The organism is Pseudomonas sp. KH_017 (assembly GCF_057840285.1).
The window spans coordinates 4,489,782-4,507,148 of the sequence record NZ_CM174509.1 but is presented as its reverse complement, the minus strand read 5'-3'; the positions used below and the strand labels follow the sequence as shown (position 1 = coordinate 4,507,148).

15 protein-coding genes are annotated in these 17,367 nt (G+C 61.8%); 11 read left to right on the top strand and 4 right to left on the bottom strand.

Annotated elements, in window-relative coordinates:
* Positions 1-129 precede the first annotated feature (129 nt).
* Genes AC3IT6_RS20425 through qhpG form a run of 4 tightly spaced genes read left to right on the top strand, consistent with a single transcriptional unit; the run spans position 130 to position 5,711 of the window.
* On the top strand, positions 130-2,034 hold the full coding sequence (locus tag AC3IT6_RS20425) for a sigma-54-dependent Fis family transcriptional regulator (RefSeq protein ID WP_489352339.1): 1,905 nt from the start codon (positions 130-132) through the stop codon (positions 2,032-2,034).
* Positions 2,034-3,752 (top strand): ABC transporter ATP-binding protein, encoded by a 1,719-nt coding sequence (locus tag AC3IT6_RS20420; RefSeq protein ID WP_489352337.1) that lies wholly within the window; start codon positions 2,034-2,036, stop codon positions 3,750-3,752. Before AC3IT6_RS20425 ends, AC3IT6_RS20420 begins: the two co-directional genes overlap by 1 nt.
* Complete coding sequence (gene qhpE, locus AC3IT6_RS20415) at positions 3,742-4,419, top strand: subtilisin-like serine protease QhpE (protein WP_489352335.1); 678 nt, start codon at positions 3,742-3,744, stop codon at positions 4,417-4,419. The genes AC3IT6_RS20420 and qhpE overlap by 11 nt, the downstream gene beginning before the upstream one ends.
* Positions 4,416-5,711: a flavin-dependent monooxygenase QhpG gene (gene qhpG, locus AC3IT6_RS20410; protein WP_489352333.1), complete on the top strand. Its 1,296-nt coding sequence runs from the start codon at positions 4,416-4,418 to the stop codon at positions 5,709-5,711. Before qhpE ends, qhpG begins: the two co-directional genes overlap by 4 nt.
* Before the next feature lie 142 nt (positions 5,712-5,853).
* Here the strand turns inward: qhpG and AC3IT6_RS20405 are convergent, their stop codons facing one another.
* On the bottom strand, positions 5,854-7,344 hold the full coding sequence (locus AC3IT6_RS20405) for an aldehyde dehydrogenase family protein (RefSeq protein WP_489352331.1): 1,491 nt from the start codon (positions 7,342-7,344) through the stop codon (positions 5,854-5,856).
* 465 nt (positions 7,345-7,809) lie between these two features.
* Between AC3IT6_RS20405 and AC3IT6_RS20400 the strand changes: the two genes are divergently transcribed.
* From AC3IT6_RS20400 to peaD, 5 genes are all read left to right on the top strand, one after another.
* Entirely contained in the window at positions 7,810-8,757 is a 948-nt protein-coding gene (locus tag AC3IT6_RS20400) for an IS110 family RNA-guided transposase (RefSeq protein ID WP_489352329.1), read from the top strand.
* Positions 8,758-9,046: 289 nt separating this feature from the next.
* Entirely contained in the window at positions 9,047-10,627 is a 1,581-nt protein-coding gene (gene peaA / locus AC3IT6_RS20395) for a quinohemoprotein amine dehydrogenase subunit alpha (protein WP_489352327.1), read from the top strand.
* A gap of 96 nt (positions 10,628-10,723) precedes the next feature.
* Positions 10,724-12,154, top strand: coding sequence for a quinohemoprotein amine dehydrogenase maturation protein (gene peaB / locus AC3IT6_RS20390; RefSeq protein WP_008056152.1), 1,431 nt, complete (start codon positions 10,724-10,726; stop codon positions 12,152-12,154).
* A gap of 1 nt (position 12,155) precedes the next feature.
* A complete protein-coding gene (gene qhpC / locus AC3IT6_RS20385) occupies positions 12,156-12,479 on the top strand; it encodes a quinohemoprotein amine dehydrogenase subunit gamma (RefSeq protein ID WP_008016081.1) in 324 nt (107 codons plus the stop codon).
* A gap of 21 nt (positions 12,480-12,500) precedes the next feature.
* Positions 12,501-13,619: a quinohemoprotein amine dehydrogenase subunit beta gene (peaD, locus tag AC3IT6_RS20380; RefSeq protein WP_489352324.1), complete on the top strand. Its 1,119-nt coding sequence runs from the start codon at positions 12,501-12,503 to the stop codon at positions 13,617-13,619.
* Between the two features lie 140 nt (positions 13,620-13,759).
* Here the strand turns inward: peaD and AC3IT6_RS20375 are convergent, their stop codons facing one another.
* Both AC3IT6_RS20375 and AC3IT6_RS20370 read right to left on the bottom strand, forming a co-directional pair.
* Positions 13,760-14,161: a lysozyme inhibitor LprI family protein gene (locus AC3IT6_RS20375; RefSeq protein ID WP_489352322.1), complete on the bottom strand. Its 402-nt coding sequence runs from the start codon at positions 14,159-14,161 to the stop codon at positions 13,760-13,762.
* Between the two features lie 62 nt (positions 14,162-14,223).
* Positions 14,224-14,622 (bottom strand): GFA family protein, encoded by a 399-nt coding sequence (locus AC3IT6_RS20370; protein ID WP_489352320.1) that lies wholly within the window; start codon positions 14,620-14,622, stop codon positions 14,224-14,226.
* A gap of 199 nt (positions 14,623-14,821) precedes the next feature.
* Here AC3IT6_RS20370 and AC3IT6_RS20365 point away from each other — a divergent pair, with 199 nt between their 5' ends.
* Positions 14,822-15,328, top strand: a complete 507-nt coding sequence (locus AC3IT6_RS20365) for an SRPBCC family protein (RefSeq protein WP_489352318.1) — start codon at positions 14,822-14,824, stop codon at positions 15,326-15,328.
* A gap of 267 nt (positions 15,329-15,595) precedes the next feature.
* Here the strand turns inward: AC3IT6_RS20365 and inhA are convergent, their stop codons facing one another.
* Positions 15,596-16,282: an isonitrile hydratase gene (gene inhA / locus AC3IT6_RS20360; protein WP_489352316.1), complete on the bottom strand. Its 687-nt coding sequence runs from the start codon at positions 16,280-16,282 to the stop codon at positions 15,596-15,598.
* Between the two features lie 88 nt (positions 16,283-16,370).
* Here inhA and AC3IT6_RS20355 point away from each other — a divergent pair, with 88 nt between their 5' ends.
* Complete coding sequence (locus tag AC3IT6_RS20355; RefSeq protein WP_489352313.1) at positions 16,371-17,354, top strand: GlxA family transcriptional regulator; 984 nt, start codon at positions 16,371-16,373, stop codon at positions 17,352-17,354.
* Positions 17,355-17,367 lie beyond the last annotated feature (13 nt).

Here is a 17,367-nt window from a genome sequence, read left to right as displayed (position 1 = left end):
AACGATAACTCGGTCTATCTGGTGAATTACAAGCGCCCTACGGCACTTGCCATAGCCCTTACGTTAACGTAAAGATTGCGCCAGGGCGCCGACGTATGAAGGCGCAGGGCTGATGACCCGGAGCGCTTGATGACGCCAATAAAAACAAACTCCCCCAAACTGCATCGCGAAGCCCGGCTGGCCCGGGAAAAGCTGCACCTGGAAGGCGAAGTGCCGGATGGCGTCCTGCGAGCGGAAATCGATGCCTCGTGGCGACGCAGCCTGAGCCATGGCGTGCATTTCAATGCCAAGCATGAGCTGGCGCTGGAATCGAGTGCCAGCCTCGACGTGTTGCTGGCCAGCAACCGCTTGCTGATCGACGCCGCGCTGCCGGCCATCGATTACCTGGCCGAGCGTCAGGGCAAGGAAGGGCTGATCATCCTCGCCAACTCCGATGCCACCATCCTCGCCGTCGAAGGCCGCGCCGACCGTCTCAAGGGCAGTGGCCTGCAGGACATCACCCTCGGCGCCTGCTGGAGCGAAGCCGTTCGCGGCACCAACGCCCTCGGCACGGCACTGGTGGAAGCCCGGCCGACCCTGATCGATTGCGGCGAACATTATCTGGATCGCCTCAGTGATTTTTCCTGCACTTCGGTGCCGATCCATTGCCCCCAGGGCGACATTCTTGGCGTCCTCGACCTGACCCGCGAAGGCCCCCTCGGCCGCGCACACGACAGCACTGCGCTGCTGGCCATGGCGGTCAGCCAGATCGAAAGCCGGGTGTTCAACGCCAGTTATCCGGACGAAATCGTCCTGGCCTTCCACAGCCGCAGGCAATACCTGGAATCCCCGTGGCAAGGCCTGCTGGCCGTGAGCCTCGGCGGGCAGATCCTGGCGGTCAGTGCCCAGGCCTGCCAGCTGCTCCACGCCGAGCGCTCAGCTCTGGTCGGTCGGCGCTGCGAGGAGTTTCTCGGCGTCGACGGCCTGCAGTTGTTGGCGCGTCTGCATCAGGGTGGAACCGGCAGCCTGCAAACCGCCAAGGGGGAGTTCTTCTACAAAACCCTGCGCGCGCCGCAACGCTCGATCAACCTCAGCAGCTCACCGCGCACTGCAGCGAAACCCGCCAAGACGCAACCGGATCTGGAAGCGCTCGCTGGCAGCAATACGCGCTACGCCCGAGCCTTGCGCATGGCCCGTCAAGGCCTGGCCAATGAATTGCCAGTCCTGTTGCTGGGCGAAACCGGCACCGGTAAAGAGGTTATCGCCCGCGCCCTGCACATGGCCGGAGCGCGCTGCGACAAACCCTTCGTGGCGGTGAACTGCGCGGCCATTCCCGAAGGCCTGATCGAGTCCGAACTGTTCGGCTACCGCGAAGGCGCGTTCACCGGTTCACGCCGGGGCGGCATGGTCGGACGGCTGCAGCAGGCCCACGGCGGCACCCTGTTCCTAGATGAAATCGGCGACATGCCATTGGCCTTGCAGGCCCGGCTGTTGCGGGTGTTGCAGGATCGCAAGGTCGCGCCCCTGGGCGCTGGCGAAGAGCAGGACATCGACGTCGCGCTGATCTGCGCCACTCACCGCGACCTCAAGCGTCTGGTGGAAGAAAAACACTTTCGGGAAGACTTGTTCTATCGGGTCAACGGCATCAGCGTGATGCTCCCGGCCCTGCGCGAACGCGAAGATTTCGGCGCGCTAGTCAGTCGCATGCTGACGACACTGGGCGCACCCGCCGTGGTCCTGCACGACGATCTCGATCGCTTGCTCAGCGGCTATCACTGGCCGGGCAACATCCGTCAGCTGGAGATGGTCCTGCGCACCGCGCTGGCCATGCGCGAGCCGGGTGAAACTGTGCTGACCCTCGACCACTTGCCCGACAGCATGCTCGACGAGTTGACCGCCAGCGAACGGCCCCAGGCCGGCAGCATCCGGGAAAACGAACTGGAGCTGATCCGTCAGTCCCTGGACACGCACCAGGGCAACGTCTCGGCCGCCGCCGACGCCTTGGGCATCAGCCGCGCGACCCTGTATCGCAAGCTCAAACAGTTGCGTCCGTGATGCAGCGCCTGATCGTTCGGCTGATCGACAGCCAGAACCCCGAGGCGCTGCAAGCGTCACTGCGCTGGCTGTACAGCTTCGTGCGACCCCATCGCCTGGCGATTGCCGGGCTGTTGGGTTTGTCGGTCTGCGCTTCGGCGCTGGTGCTGGTGCAGCCGTGGCTGACCAAACTGCTGATCGACGATGGCCTGTTGGCGCGCAACTTCCCGATGCTGGTCATGATCGCCGGGCTGATGATTGTCGCCGGGTTGCTGGGCACGGCGCTTTCGGGCATCAACCGCTACCTGCACACGCGACTGTCCGGGCGCATGCTGTTTGCCCTGCGCGATGACCTGTACCGGCATTTGCAAACTCTGTCGCCGGGCTTTTACGGTCAGCGGCGCATCGGCGACCTGATGTCGCGCCTCGATGGCGATGTCGCGGAAATCCAGCGGTTTGCCGTGGACTCGCTGTTTTCGGCCGTGTCCAGCGTGATCGGCCTGGTGGTAGCGGTGGCGATGCTGCTGACCTTGTCCTGGAAGTTATCGCTGTTGGCCCTGGTGCTGATTCCCCTCGATGTCCTGTGGCTGCGCTGGATGCGGCGCAAGGTCGAGCGCGATGTGCGGCAGTTGCGCGAGCGTTCGGCGGACATGTCGTCGTTCATGGTCGAGACGCTGCCGGTGATGAAGTTCATCCAGTCCGCCGGCCAGCAACAGCGCGAAGCACGGCGCCTCGAGACGCTGGGGCAGGGCTACATGAGCCAGTTGCTGCGCCTGCAAGTCACCGAATTTTTCACCCAGGCCGTGCCCGGTACCCTGACCTCGCTGTCCCGGGCCTGCGCATTCTTGATCGGCGGTTACTGGGTGGTGCAGGGCACCTGGCAACTCGGCGCCCTGATTGCGTTTTCCACTTACTTGGGCATGGCCGTGGGACCAGTGCAGAGCTTGCTCGGGCTCTACGTCGCGATCCAGCGGATGACCGTCAGCCTCGGCCGGGTCATGGAGCTACGCGGCGAACAACCGACCGTGCTGACGCCCGCCACGCCACGGGCGATGCCCAATGGCGGCGATCTCTGGTTCGACAACGTGCACTTCGCTCATCCCGGCCGCCAATCGACCCTGCGCGGCATCGAGGCGCGGATTCCCTACGGTATGAAAGTGGCCCTCAGCGGCGGCTCGGGCGTGGGTAAATCCACCCTGATCGACCTGCTGCAACGTCATCACGATCCGCAATCGGGCCGGGTACTGCTGGGCGACGTCGATCTGCGCGAACTGGATCTGTTCCAGTTGCGTCGGCGCATCGCCATCGTCAGCCAGGACATCGTGCTGTTTCGCGGCAGCCTCGCCGACAACCTGGCCTATGCGGTGCCCGACGCCAGCCGCGAAGCGATTGCCGAAGTGGTGCGACTGGCGCAACTCGACAGCCTGATCGAGCTGTTGCCCGAAGGCCTCGACAGCCCGTTGGGCGAGCGCGGTCAGCAGTTGTCCGGCGGGCAGAAACAACGCATCGCGATTGCCCGGGCGCTGTTGCAGGACCCTTTGATCCTGGTACTCGATGAAGCCACGTCCGCGGTGGATGAAGCCACCGAGCGCGAAGTCATCGACGCCATCGACCGCTTGTTTGCCGGGCGTACGCGCATCCTGATCAGCCATCGTCCTTCAACCCTGGCCGATGCCGATCTGCGCTTCGAGTTGCTCGACGGCGTGCTGACTTCGAAAACGGTGCTGCATGAAACCTGAGTTGCGCATTGGTGTGGTGGACAGCGGCCACTCGGCGGCACAACGGGTGCAAGTGATCGCCGGTCGGCGCTTTTCATTGCTAGAAGACGGCCTGGCCGAGGGCGACTTGCGCGAAGACCCGCTGGGGCATGGCAGCGCGGTGATCGAGGCGATCGGCCGGCGCGCCCCCTCGGCGCTGTTTTGCGTGGCGCAGGTGTTCGACCAGCGGGGTGTCACCAGCGCCTTGCAGATCGCCACGGCGATTGACTGGCTGCTGACGCAGGACGTGCGACTGATCAATTTGAGCCTTGGCCTGCGCCAGGATCGCAGCCTGCTGCGCGCGGCCTGCGCGGCGGCGGTCGCAAGGGGCGTGTTGCTGTGTGCGTCGAGCCCGGCCCAGGGGGAAGGGGTGTTTCCGGCGAACTATCCGCAGGTGGTGCGGGTGACCGGCGATGCGCGGTGCGCCGAGCAGGAATGGTCGTGGCTCAACAGCGCCCAGGCGGATTTCGCCGCCTGTGTGCATGGCACCTACCCGGGGCAATCCGGGGCGAGCCTCGGTTGTGCCGCGTTGAGCGGACACATCGCCGGATTCCTCGCCGAACAGCCTGACGCCAGCAATGCGCAAGTCATCGAGTGGTTGCGCGAGCATGCCCGTTATCGTGGCCCTGAACGGCGCTTCGGGCCATGACCGACATCGTCATTCTTGGCGCCGGGCCGGCCGGTGCCGCCGTCGCATTGGGACTGCGACGGTTGGGCCATGGCGTCACGCTGATCAGCGAATGGCGCCGGTTTGCCGCGCTCGAAGGCGTGTCAGTGCGGGTTCTGGAAGCCTTGCGCGGCGCGGGCCTGCATCAGGCGTTGGCGCAAGCGGCGCTGCCGTCCCAGCGCCAGGTTTCGTGGAATGGCCAGCACCACGCGCAGAACATCGAATACTTGCTCGACCGTCCGCTGTTTGACCGAGGCCTGCGCGAGGATTTGCGCCTGGCGGGGGTCGAGCTGATCGAAGGCCGGGTGCTGACGGTTCAGTCATCGGCCAATGGTCATCGAATCGAAATCAACGGGCGCGAACCGCTGCTCGCGCCGTTTCTCGTGGAGGCCCGCGGACGTCAGGCCCCCGCTATCGGCAAAGGCTTGCGTTGCCCCGAGACCGTCAGCTTGCTCAATCGCTGGCAGGGTTCGCCGGGCAACACCGCCAGCGCCGTGGAAAGCCTCGAGGACGGTTGGGCATGGATGGCGCGGCGCGCCGACGGCCAGTGTTACTGGCAATGGACGGTGGACGTGGCCAGCGCCGGATTGCCGGGCAAGGCCATGTTGCTCGATTACTGCCGACAGCGGCGCCAGGGTTCGAAGCTGGCCAAGGCATTTTTTGCTGGCGAAACGGAAGCTGATCTACAGCTGCACGCCCGCAGTAGCACGGCGATTCTCAGCCCGCAGGTGTGTGGCGACAACTGGATTCGGGTCGGCGATGCGGCAATGGCGGTCGACCCGTTGTCGGGCAACGGGATCTTTCAGTCCTTGTCTTCGGCGTTGCAGGCGCCGGCAGTGATCAACACGCTGCTGTGCAAACCCGAGCGGGCGACTCTGGCCCAGCGTTTCCACCAGCAGCGAGTGGAACAGTTGTTTTTGCGATTTGCGCGGATCGGCCGGGATTTTTATGCCGATGAGCAACGCTGGCTGGATCAGCCGTTCTGGCAGGCACGACGAAACTGGCCGGACGCCGAGGTGGCCCATGCAGAGGCGGATTTCAATGCGCTGAGGATTGAGCGGGCGCCGGTATTGCGTGAGGGGTTTGTCGATGAAGCCGAGGTGGTGATCACGATGGATCAGCCGTTGGGGATCTGGCATGTGCATGGAGTTGAGGTGGCGGCGTTGGTGCAGAGGTTGCGCAGTGAACCGGCTGAGCAGGTGTTGGCTGGGTTGACGGTGGAACAGGGGCGAATGGTCAGGGGTTGGTTGTTGGCTCAGGGGTTCAAACCCTGAGATTTTAGCTGCCTGGACCGGCCTCCTCGCGGGCAAGCCCGCTCCCACAGTGGATTTGCGTGTTGCCCTAAATTGCAGCTACACCACAAAAACCCTGTGGGAGCGGGCTTGCCCGCGAAGGCGGCCTAAAGGACGCTACAAATCACAACTTGATCAACACCGACTTCAACTCGGTGTAATGCTCGATCGCCGCATACCCCATCTCACGCCCGACCCCGGACATCTTGTAGCCGCCGAACGGCAGCGCCGGGTCCAGGGCGCTGTGGCAGTTGACCCACACCGACCCGGACTTGATCCGTGGAATCATCCGGTGCACCGCCGCCAGGTCATTGGACCAGATGCTCGCGCCCAACCCATACGGACTGTCATTGGCCATGCGCAATGCATCGGCCTCATCATCGAACGGAATCGCCACCAGCACCGGCCCGAAGATTTCTTCCTGCACCAGTGAGTGCTTCTGATCGACGTCGACAATCACCGTCGGCTTGACGAAGAACCCCGGGCCGAACTGCTCACCGCCGCAGGCGATGGTCGCGCCGCTTTCCCGGCCCTTTTCGATATAGCCGTAGACGCGCTCCTGCTGGCGCGCCGAGATCAATGGCCCCATGTCGACGCTCGGGTCCAGGCCGTTGCCGAGTTTCATGGCGTTGGCGATGTCGCTGATGTCCGCCACCACATTGTCGAAGTGCTTGCGCTGTACATACAGCCTGGAACCTGCGCAGCAGACCTGACCCTGGTTGAAGAAGATCGCGCTGGCGGCCCCGGCCGCGGCGGTTTTCAGGTCGGCGTCGGCCATGACGATGGTCGGTGATTTGCCGCCCAGCTCCAAGGTGACCCGGGTCATGGAATCCATGGCGATCTTGCCGATTTGTTTGCCCACCGCAGTGGAGCCGGTGAAGGTCAGCTTGTCCACCAATGGGTTATGAGTCAGGGCGGAGCCGGCGGTGATGCCGGTGCCGGTGACCACGTTGAACACGCCTTCGGGGTAACCAGCCTCCAGCACCAGTTCGGCGAGTTTCAGTGCGGTCAGCGGGGTTTCGTCGGCGGGCTTGAGCACCACGCTACAACCGGTGGCCAGGGCCGGGCCGAGTTTCCAGCAGGCCAGCAACAGCGGGAAGTTCCAGGCAACGATGGCGCCGACCACGCCCACCGCTTCGCGGCGAATAAAGCTGTGGAACTGGTCGTTGGGCATCAGCGGTGCCGACACGTCAACCGTAGAACCTTCGATCTTGGTCGCCCAACCGGCCATGTAGCGCAGGAAGTCGATGGCCAGTTGCACGTCCATCACCTGGGCCACCGCCGCGCTTTTACCGTTGTTCAGGCATTCCAGCTGCGCCAGCAGTTCGGCGTCGCGCTGCATCAGGTCGGCGAGTTTCCACAGCAGGTTCTGCCGCTCCCGGGGACGGGTGCGGGTCCAGGCTGAATCGTCGAACGCCTGGCGGGCGGCGAGTACCGTGCGGTCGACATCCTTCGGTGTTGCCCGTGGTACCACGCACAACACCTCACCGGTGGCCGGGTTGTGCAGGGGCATGGTCTGGCCGTCGGCGGCCTCGACCCAGTCACCGCCGATGAGCATGCGCGGGGCGCGCTGGATGAATGCCGAAGTGGCGGGAAGCAGGTTTGGGAGCGACATGATGAGACCTCGTCTTGTTCGTGTGGCGAGGTCTTTCGCAACGGTTGTGCCAGTTGTTGATTTCTTTGTTTCGAGCCCGAACGGGCGGGCTTGCAGGTTGTTTTTCGAATGGCCTCGGCGTGGGCAAGCGTCGCAAATTGCGACGACGTGAGACATCAGTACACCCTTGTAGGAGCGAGCCTGCTCGCGAAAAACCTCCAGACAACCAAGGCATTCAGACACCCCGCGTTATCGTTGACGTCCATCGCGAGCAGGCTCGCTTGTATGCTAGGACTTGAAGGGAGGAGGAGGGACAAGGCTCGATTCTGACTGTTAGCGCAGTACAGATCCGTGGGAGATTTCGCCCCTCCTCCTTTCACCCAAGCGCCGATAAAGAATGCATCTGGCTAGACCGACGATAGGAACAAGCCTGCGCCTCTGGGTGAGCCCTTCAAGTGCTCAAAACCATATCTCGGGGGATGTTCAATGGCAATGCCGGTTTCTGCTATCAAACCAATCGTGGGCGTGGATGTCGCCAAGAATGAATTGATGATCTATCAGGCCGAACTGGATCTGCTTGAGACGCTTCCCAATAACAAGCCAGCCATCAAGAAATGGCTGAAAGCCTTGCCGGCACCGGTCGATGTCGCGATTGAGTCGACCAATATCTATCACCTGGAGTTCGCCGACCTGGCCCATGAGGCCGGTTGCACCATTTACATGGTCGGCGGCTATGAACTGAGTCACTACCGCAAAGGTGTGAAGGTTCGCGCCAAAACGGACGCACTGGATGCAAAGTTGCTCGCTCGTTATCTGAAGAACGAGTATGAAGAGCTCCATCCATGGATTCCGCCATCGCCGCTGTACCGCTGCCTCTTGAGCCTTTTCCGCCGGCGCGCGGCGCTGGTTCAGGCGCGGGTTGGCCTGGTGCAGAGCTGGACAAATGAACCGCTGCTCAAAGCCGCTTTTGCCGAGCAAGTGGCCTCCATGCAGAGGCTTGAAGGGCTGGTCGAGAAAATGATCAACGACCGCCTGAAAGAGGCCGGCTTGCTTGCCCAGTTGAAGCGTTGCATGAAAGTTGAAGGTATTGGCTTTCTGACTGGCGCCCGCTTGATCGCGGCCTTTCAGCGAGGCGATTTCAGAAATGCAGATGCCTTCATCGCGTTTTTGGGGATGGATTTGCGGGTATCGCAGTCAGGACAAAAAGACGGTCGCCGCAGCCTGACAAAGCGAGGCGATCCGGAGGCGCGTCGGCTTTTGCACAACGCTGCCATGTCGGCCAGCCGCACAGCCGCCTGGAAAGGTTTTTACCAAGAACAAAGAGCTAAAGGGTTCAGTACTACGCAGGCACTGGTGATCTTGGCCCGTAAACTTGCCCGGATCGTATTTGCACTGCTGAAAGGGCAAGGTGAATACCAACCGAAAGCAGGTTGAGGGCTTCCCCTCAACCATAGAATCTCCCACAGAGAGCAGAACTATGCTTGTCTCAGGTTGCAACAGCTGTCGCGAAATTAAACGAGGAACGTAGATCCAGCCATTGGCAAAAAACCGGTATTAAGCGGCAAATCATTGATTCATAGAGGTATTCATAAGCTGGCACGCTCCGTGTATTGCTCATCGCAGACGTTTCTCTTGCCTCCGTCAGCGGATCAAAGCTGGCGGCAGAAACCATAAAAACGATAAGCCACAACAATAAGAACGCACCGTGCGAGGTTCGACGTTGATGAAGAGAAAACTCCGATCAGGCATGAGCGCCAGCCTGCTGGCCGTAGCCGCTTGTGTAGCGCTGCATTCGCCTCATAGCCTGGCAGCCCGCGACGCCCAGACCATCCTCAAGGAAACCTGTCAGGGCTGTCACACCCCCGAAGCCGATAACGCCCTCAGCCGCATCAGCCACCAGCGCAAAACACCGGAAGGCTGGTTGATGAGCATCGCCCGGATGCAGACCATGCACGGTTTGCAGATCAGCGATGACGACCGTCGCACGCTGGTCAAGTACCTGGCCGACACCCAGGGCCTGGCGCCGAGCGAAACCGACGGCGTGCGCTATGCGCTGGAGCGCCGGCTCAATACCGTCGAGCAGTTCGACGACCAGACCAGCCAGATGTGCGGCCGCTGCCACTCCGGTGCGCGGGTCGCCCTGCAACGGCGTCCGGCCCAGGAGTGGGAACGCCTGGTGAACTTCCACCTCGGCCAATGGCCGTCCCTGGAATACCAGGCGCTGTCCCGGGACCGCGACTGGTTCGATATGGCCCGCAAAGAGATGGTGCCGCTGTTGGCCAAGCGTTATCCGCTGGACAATCCGGCCTGGAAAAAATGGCAGAGCGCGGCGCCGAAAGCCGAAGCCCTGGTGGGCGACTGGAGCTTCAGCGGCCACTTGCCGGGCAAGGGTGAGCTGGCCGGTGTCATGACCGTGAGTGCCGATGGCAGTGACACCTTCAAGGTCAGCGTCAAAGGCCAGTACGCCGACGGCAGCCCGTTCAATGGCGACGGCAGTGCGATTCTCTACACCGGCTACGAATGGCGCGGCAACGTGACCATCGATGGCGTGACCATGCGCCAGGTGTTCGCCGCCCGGGGCAATGCGATGCAGGGCCGGATGTTCGAGGCCGAGCATGACGAGCGCGGCCTGGACTTCGTCGCCGCCAAGCAAGGCTCCAACCGTTTGCTGGCGGTGCAGCCGGGTTATCTGAAGGCCGGCAGCGAAACCGAAGTGACCCTGATCGGCAGCGGCCTGACCGGCAAGCCGGACTTCGGCAAAGGCGTGGAAGTGCTCGAAGTGGTCGAGCAGAGCCCCGAGCGGATCAAGGTCAAGCTCAAGGCTGCGGCCAATGCCCAACCGGGCGTGCGCGCGGTCAGCGTCGGCGCGTTGAAAGGCCCAAGCCTGTCGGTATACAGCAAGATCGCCTCGGTCAAGGTTGTGCCGGAATTCTCGGTGGCGCGGATCGGCGAGGGCGGTGGTTCGACGCCGAAAGTCCAGGGCCGTTTCGACGCGGAAGCCTGGGGCAAGGGCGCTGACGGCAAGCCGTATCGCATCGGCGTGTTCCCGGCGCAGTGGAAAGTCGAGGCCTTCGACGACCGCGCCAAGGAAGACGAAGACGTCAAGTTCGCCGGCACCATGCAGGCCGACACCGGCGTGTTCACCCCGGGCGATGCCGGGCCGAACCCGGCACGCAAGATGTCCACCAACAATGCCGGCAACCTCAAGGTGATCGCCGCCGTCGACGACGCAGGGAAATCCCTGACCGGCGAAGGCCACATGATCGTGACCGTGCAACGCTGGAACAATCCACCCATTCCATGAGTTGGCTGTCCTTGGCTTAACACAGCTTCAAGGCTACAGACACTTTTCGGAATGACCGCAAGCCCCGCCAAGCGGGGCCTGCACAGGAGGTTGGTTATGGGCGCTATCTTGAATCTGGTCGAACGCAACCTGCACGAAGTGCAGGTCGATGCCGACCGCATGCTGTTTCACATCCCCAGCAGTTCGCTGTTCGCCAGCGATGAACTGACGGGCACCATCATCGATACCTTGCGCGGGCCCGGTTGTTCCTCGGACGACCTGATCCAGCGCCTGGCCGCGCGGTTCAATGGCGAGGAAATCACCGAGACCCTGCGCGAGCTGATGGCCCTGGAACTGGTCAGCGACGGGTCGCCGCTGACCCCGGACATCGCCACCAAGCGCGTTGAGCGCACGGCGATCAATACCGTGGTGCTCAACGTCAACACCGGCTGCAACCTGAGCTGCACGTATTGCTACAAGGAAGACCTCGACAAGCCGTCGGCGGGCAAAAAGATGGACGTCGAAACGGCGATCGCCTCGGTGGAAATGCTGCTGCGCGAATCCCCGGACGAAGAGCGTTTCACCGTGGTGTTCTTCGGCGGCGAACCGCTGAGCAACCGCAAGCTGATCGAGTACATGGTCGACTACTGTGAGAAGCGTTTTCGCGAGGCGGGCAAGTTCGTCGAATTCGTCATGACCACCAACGCCACGCTGCTCACCGAAGAAACCGTGGACTACCTCAATGCCCACCGTTTCGGGCTGTCGGTCAGCATCGACGGGCCGAAGACCGTGCACGACCGCAACCGCATCACCGTGGGCGGGCAGGGCACCTATGACGTGGTGCGGCGCAAGGCCGAGATGCTGCTGTCGCGCTACAACAGCCGTCCGGTGGGCGCCCGGGTGACCCTGACCACCGGCGTGACCGACGTCGAAACCATCTGGGATCACCTGTTCAACGAACTGGGTTTTGCCGAAGTCGGCTTTGCCCCGGTGACCTCCGGCGACATCAGCAGCTTCAACCTCACCAGCGATGAACTGGTGCAGGTGTTCGCCAACATGAAGGCCCTCGGTCGTCGTTACCTGGAAGCGGCGCTGGAGCACCGCAACATCGGTTTCTCCAACCTGCACCAACTCATCACCGACATCCACGAAGGCCACAAGAAAGCCCTGCCATGCGGCGCGGGCCTGAAGATGCTGGCGGTGGATCACAAGGGCGAGCTGAACCTGTGCCACCGCTTTACCGGTTCGAGCCTGCCGACCTTCGGCAACGTCCACAGCGGTGTGAAACAGGTGGAGTTGAACGACTTCCTGTCCCAGCGCCTGGACCGCACCAACACCGGTTGCGAAGACTGCCAGATCCGCAACCTGTGTTCCGGCGGCTGCTACCACGAGAGCTACGCCCGCTACGGCGACCCGACCCACCCGACCTATCACTACTGCGAACTGATGCGTGATTGGGTCGACTTCGGCATCGAGGTCTACACCCGGATCATGGCCAATAACCCTGCGTTCATCAGCAGTTACATCACTCCGCGCAAGGCTCACTGATATGAAACATCTCAAGGCAATCAATAACAAAGCGTTGAAGCTGGATCAGGCCGCGGATGAAAACCGCATAGAGGAAGTGGTGGCCATGAGTTCCGTGGCGGGCTGTGCCTCGACCACCGACCCGGGCTGGGAAATCGATGCGTTCGGCGGTGTGTCGTCGCTGTGCCAGCCGATGGAGGCCGACCTCTACGGTTGCTCCGACCCCTGCTGGTGGCCGGCCCAGGTGCCCGACATGATGAGCACCTACCCGGACTGGAACAAGGATGCCCAGGCGTCCAACGACAACTGGCGCAACCTCGGCACTGTCTTCCCCAAAGACAAGTGATCACAGAAGAAGGATTCCAGCATGCACAACATCAAAGCCTGCGGCCTGGCCGCGTTCGCCGTCCTGAGCAGCTGTTCTGTCAGTGTTCTGGCCGATGAAAACACCGCGCTGCAAGTCGGTCACGAATACATGTTGACCACCAACTACCCGAACAACCTGCACGTGATCGACCTGGCCACCGACACCCTGTTCAAGACCTGCAAGATGCCCGACGCCTTCGGCCCCGGCACCGTGCAATTGTCGCCGGACCGCAAGACCGCCTACGTGCTGAACAACCACTATGCGGATGTCTACGGCGTCGAACTGGACAACTGCAAGCAGGTGTTCCACGCCAGCATCACCCAGAAGCCGGGGGAGAAGGCCAAGTCGATGTTCGCCTTTACCCTCAGCCACGACGGCAAGGAGCTGTACACCGTCGCCAACCCGACGCTGATGATGAGCGATCGCTACGAAGTGCAGCAGCCCCGGCTCGACGTGTACAAAACCGACGCTGGCATGGACGCCAAGCCTGTGCGCAGTTTCCCGGCGCCGCGCCAGTTGACCATCATGCAGAGCGGTGACGACGGCACGCTGTACGTGGCCGGGGCGGACGTCTACAAGGTCAATGTGCAAACCGGCAAGTTCGACGTGCTGATCCCCAGCCGTCACTGGAAACGCCCGAACTACAGCGCACCGGACGTGCTCTACGTGTGGAACCAGCAGACTTACCGGCATGACTTCTCGCTGCTGTACACCGCGGCGAAGTTCAAGGACAAGAAACAGGACCCGGCCACCGCCGAATACCTGTACGGCCTGTTCAGTATCGACCTGAAGACCGGCAAGACCGAAACCACCGACTTCGGCCCTCTGACCGAAATCTACTTCAGCGGCATGCGCTCGCCCAAGGACCCGAACCTGATGTTTGGCGTGCTCAACCGCCTGGCCAAGTACGACATCAAGCAGAAGAAAATGCTCCAGTCCGCCACGCTGGATCATTCCTACTACTGCATTTCCTTCAACAAGGACGGCAGCAAGATCTACCTGGCGGGGACCTTCAACGACGTGGCGATCTTTGATGCCGACAGCCTCAAGCAAACGGGCAGCATCAAGTTGCCGGGCGGAGACATGGCGATTACCACGGCGCAGATTTTTGTCCGGTAATTGCGGCGCCTGAACTGACGCCTTCGCGGGCAAGCCCGCTCCCACAGTGGATTTTCAGTGTGACCACTATTGTGTGAACACCCCCGAACCCTGTGGGAGCGAGCTTGCTCGCGATGAGGCCCTCAAAAACACTGCAACACTCAAACCCCCGGCACCGGACAACTCAAATCCCCCTCCTGGCACTTCAAGTACTGCTTGAAAGTCTGAACCCGTGCCTTGGTCAGCTCCGTGGTGCAGTTGCTGTAGATCAGCGGATACACACTCCCGCCTTCCACCCCGGACGCCGAGAACTTGCACTCGGCATCGCGGAACGCAACCCACGCCCGCTGCGCACCCATCAGCTGCTTCTTGCTGTCCGGGTTGCTCTTGAGTCGCGAAGTGATCTGCTGGTACAGCGCATTCAATTCCTTGTCGGCGGCCGCATTCTGCTGCGCCGCGCACTGGTTCATCGTCGCCTGGTCGCTGGCATTGTCGCAGTCCACGGCGAACGCCATGGAGGTGAACATCAGGGGCGTCAGCGCCAATAGTAAGCGTGGTTTCATGCTGGAGTGTTCGCTGTGACCGAAAGAGAGATGCAGTGTAGCGCCGAGGGGCATTCAGCCCGCTACGCTTGCCATTGCGCGTGCTTTTCCACCGAATCGTATTCCAGCCATGGCACGTCATGGGCCGTCCAGATATGCGCCTGGGGCGTCATCTGCGGATCGGTATCCAGTGTCGCCACCCGAACGATCACGTGCGGCTGGGTCGGCCGTTCAGCTATCAGGTGTGAACCGCAGGCCGAACAGAAATACCGAATCTTGCCCGGCGACGATTCATGGCGGCTCAGGCGATCCTGGCCTTTGGTCCAGCGAAAATGCTCGCGCATGACCCCGGCGGTCGATGCAAAAGCCGCCGCGTGAGCCTTGCGACAGGTTTGGCAATGGCAATGGCTGATGGGCATGTCGAGGCTATCGAGTTGGTATTCGATGGCCTTGCACAGGCAACTGCCGCGCAGTTTATTCATGGCTGACTCCTTTCAGGGGAAGATTTCGATGGAGAACGTTAGCAGTTTCGATTCTCTGACTATTCTCCCGCTCCAGAACTTATTGTCGTAAATGCAACCGAATATCTCAGGTATGGTTGATTGCACATCCCGATTGGTACAACTTTAGGGTTGGTCTTGTGCTCTTACTGACCTACTGTTCATGTACAGGAGGTGACTTATGAACCCAGCATCTGATCGCATTGAAAGGAAAATCCTGCTCAAGGCCAAGCGTTCACAGGTCTGGCGTGTGCTGGCCAATGCCGAATTGTTCGGACAGTGGTTTGGCGTGGCACTGGAAGGCAAGCGTTTTGTGGCCGGCGAGTGGACCCAGGGGCAGATTACCTATCCCGGTTATGAGCATTTGCGCTGGAATGTACTGGTAGAGCGGGTCGAGCCGGAGCGGTTGTTTTCGTTTCGCTGGCACCCTTATGCCGTGAACCCGGAAGTCGATTACTCCCAGGAGCCCACCACACTGGTGAAATTCGAGCTCGAAGACATGGACGACGGCACGTTGCTCAGGGTCTCCGAGTCCGGTTTCGATCACGTTCCCCAGGCCCGTCGCGAGAGGGCTTTCCGCATGGACAGTCGTGGTTGGGAAGAGCAAATGAACAATATCGAGCAGTTTTTGATCGACAATGCCAAGTCCCACGAGCAACAGAGTGGCGGAAGTCGGCTCGAAACCTGAGGCGTTCAAGGGTTTCGGAAGGCGGTTTATAGCGAATGTCTTACACGCGATGGTAGCAATGTCGCCTGTTACAAATTGGATCCGATGCGTATTCTCGCCTCACCCACTGAAGCACAGGATGTGCTCAGGATCATGGATGATCGACCATCTGCAAGGAACGCTACGACAAGGAGTCGTCATGGTCTTGGAAAAACCCGCTTCGGCGGGTTTTTTTGTGAGCGCATGAAAGGTCCTGGCGGCAGGAACCGGGTTCCCGCCGCCATTTCTTCACTGTCGGTCGAGTTTCGCCGCCGCGCGCTCGGTGATCTGCGCCCGTAGTTTCAACGAGCCGGTAGCCCGTTGGCGAGCCTCCTCCAGCACACTGGCCGGGGCCGTCTCGGGGCTGCCCGCGCTAAACGGCGGGGCCGGGGCGTATTCCAGTTGCAGCTGCACCAGCTCGGCGGTGGCCTGGTCGAACAGCTCGGCGGCCAGGGTCAGGGCGAAGTCGATACCGGCGGTGATACCGCCACCGGTCAACAGATTGCCGTCGCGAACCACGCGGTCTTGCACCGCAATTGCGCCCAGCGGCTTGAGCAATTCGTGATACGCCCAGTGAGTGGTGGCGCGTTTGCCCTTGAGCAATCCCGCCGCGCCCAGCACCAGCGAGCCGGTGCACACCGAAGTGATGTAGCGGGCGTTGGCGGCCTGGGCCTTGAGAAAGTCCAGGGTCTGGTCATCTTCCATCAAGGGGCCGACGCCACTGCCACCGGGCACACAGATCACATCCAGTGCCGGGCAATCGTCGAAGGTGGTGGTGGGTTTCAACAGCAGGCCGGTGCTGGCGGTGACCGGCATCAGGTCTTTCCAGATCAGATGCACTTTCACATCCGGCAGCGAGGCCAGTACGTCGTAAGGGCCGGTCAGGTCCAGTTGCTGGACCTGTGGAAACAACAGAAAACCGATCTGCAACGTCATGGTGTTTTTCTCGTGAAGTGGGTGGACGGTTTGACTTTAGGCTCGTAGGCTTTGGCGCATACGCCAATATCCCCACGAATTACGCCAAATGTCGAAAACCATCCATGTGCTCGCTTTCGCCAACGTGCAATTGCTCGACGTCACCGGGCCGTTGCAGGTATTCGCTTCGGCCAACGACATAGCCCGCCAGCAAGGCCTGCCGCCACCCTACGCGCCGACGGTGATTGCCAGCGGCGGCGGGGCGGTGATGTCGTCGGCGGGCTTGGCGCTGTTGGCCGAACCGTTACCGGAGGAGGGCACCGATACCCTGATCATCGCCGGTGGCTGGGGTGTTTACGCAGCGGCTGAAGATGCGCCGTTGGTCGCCTGGGTGCGCGAACATGCCCGTGGTTGCCGGCGCGTTTCCTCGGTGTGCACCGGCGCGTTCCTGCTGGCAGCCAGCGGCTGGCTCGACGGCCGGCGCGTGGTCACCCACTGGACCCGTTGCGAGCAACTGGCGCAGCAGCACCCGCAATTGCACGTCGAGCCCAACCCGATCTTCATCAACGACGGCCCGGTCTGGACCTCGGCCGGGGTGACCGCCGGCATCGACCTGGCGTTGGCCATGGTCGAACAAGACCTCGGGCGCAGCATGGCCCTCGAAGTCGCCCGGCAACTGGTGGTGTTTTTAAAGCGTCCGGGTGGCCAGTCGCAATTCAGCGTGACCCTGTCACTGCAACAGGAAGGCAACCGTTTCGACGAACTTCATGCCTGGATCAGCGAAAACCTGACCCACGACCTTGGCATCCCGACCCTGGCCTTGCAGGCCGGCATGAGCGAACGCAGCTTCGTGCGCCACTACCGCGCCGACACCGGCCAGACCCCGGCCCGGGCCATCGAACTGATCCGCGTCGAAACCGCGCGGCGTTTGCTCAGCGATACCGGCGTGCCGATCAAGCGGGTGGCGGTGCAATGCGGCTTCGGCAGCGAAGAAACCCTGCGCCGCAGCTTCCTGCGGGCCATGGGCGTGACGCCACAGGCCTATCGGGAGCGGTTTTCGGTCAGTGCTGGCGTAGATCCAGTGGTGTCTTGAACCACCTTCTGCC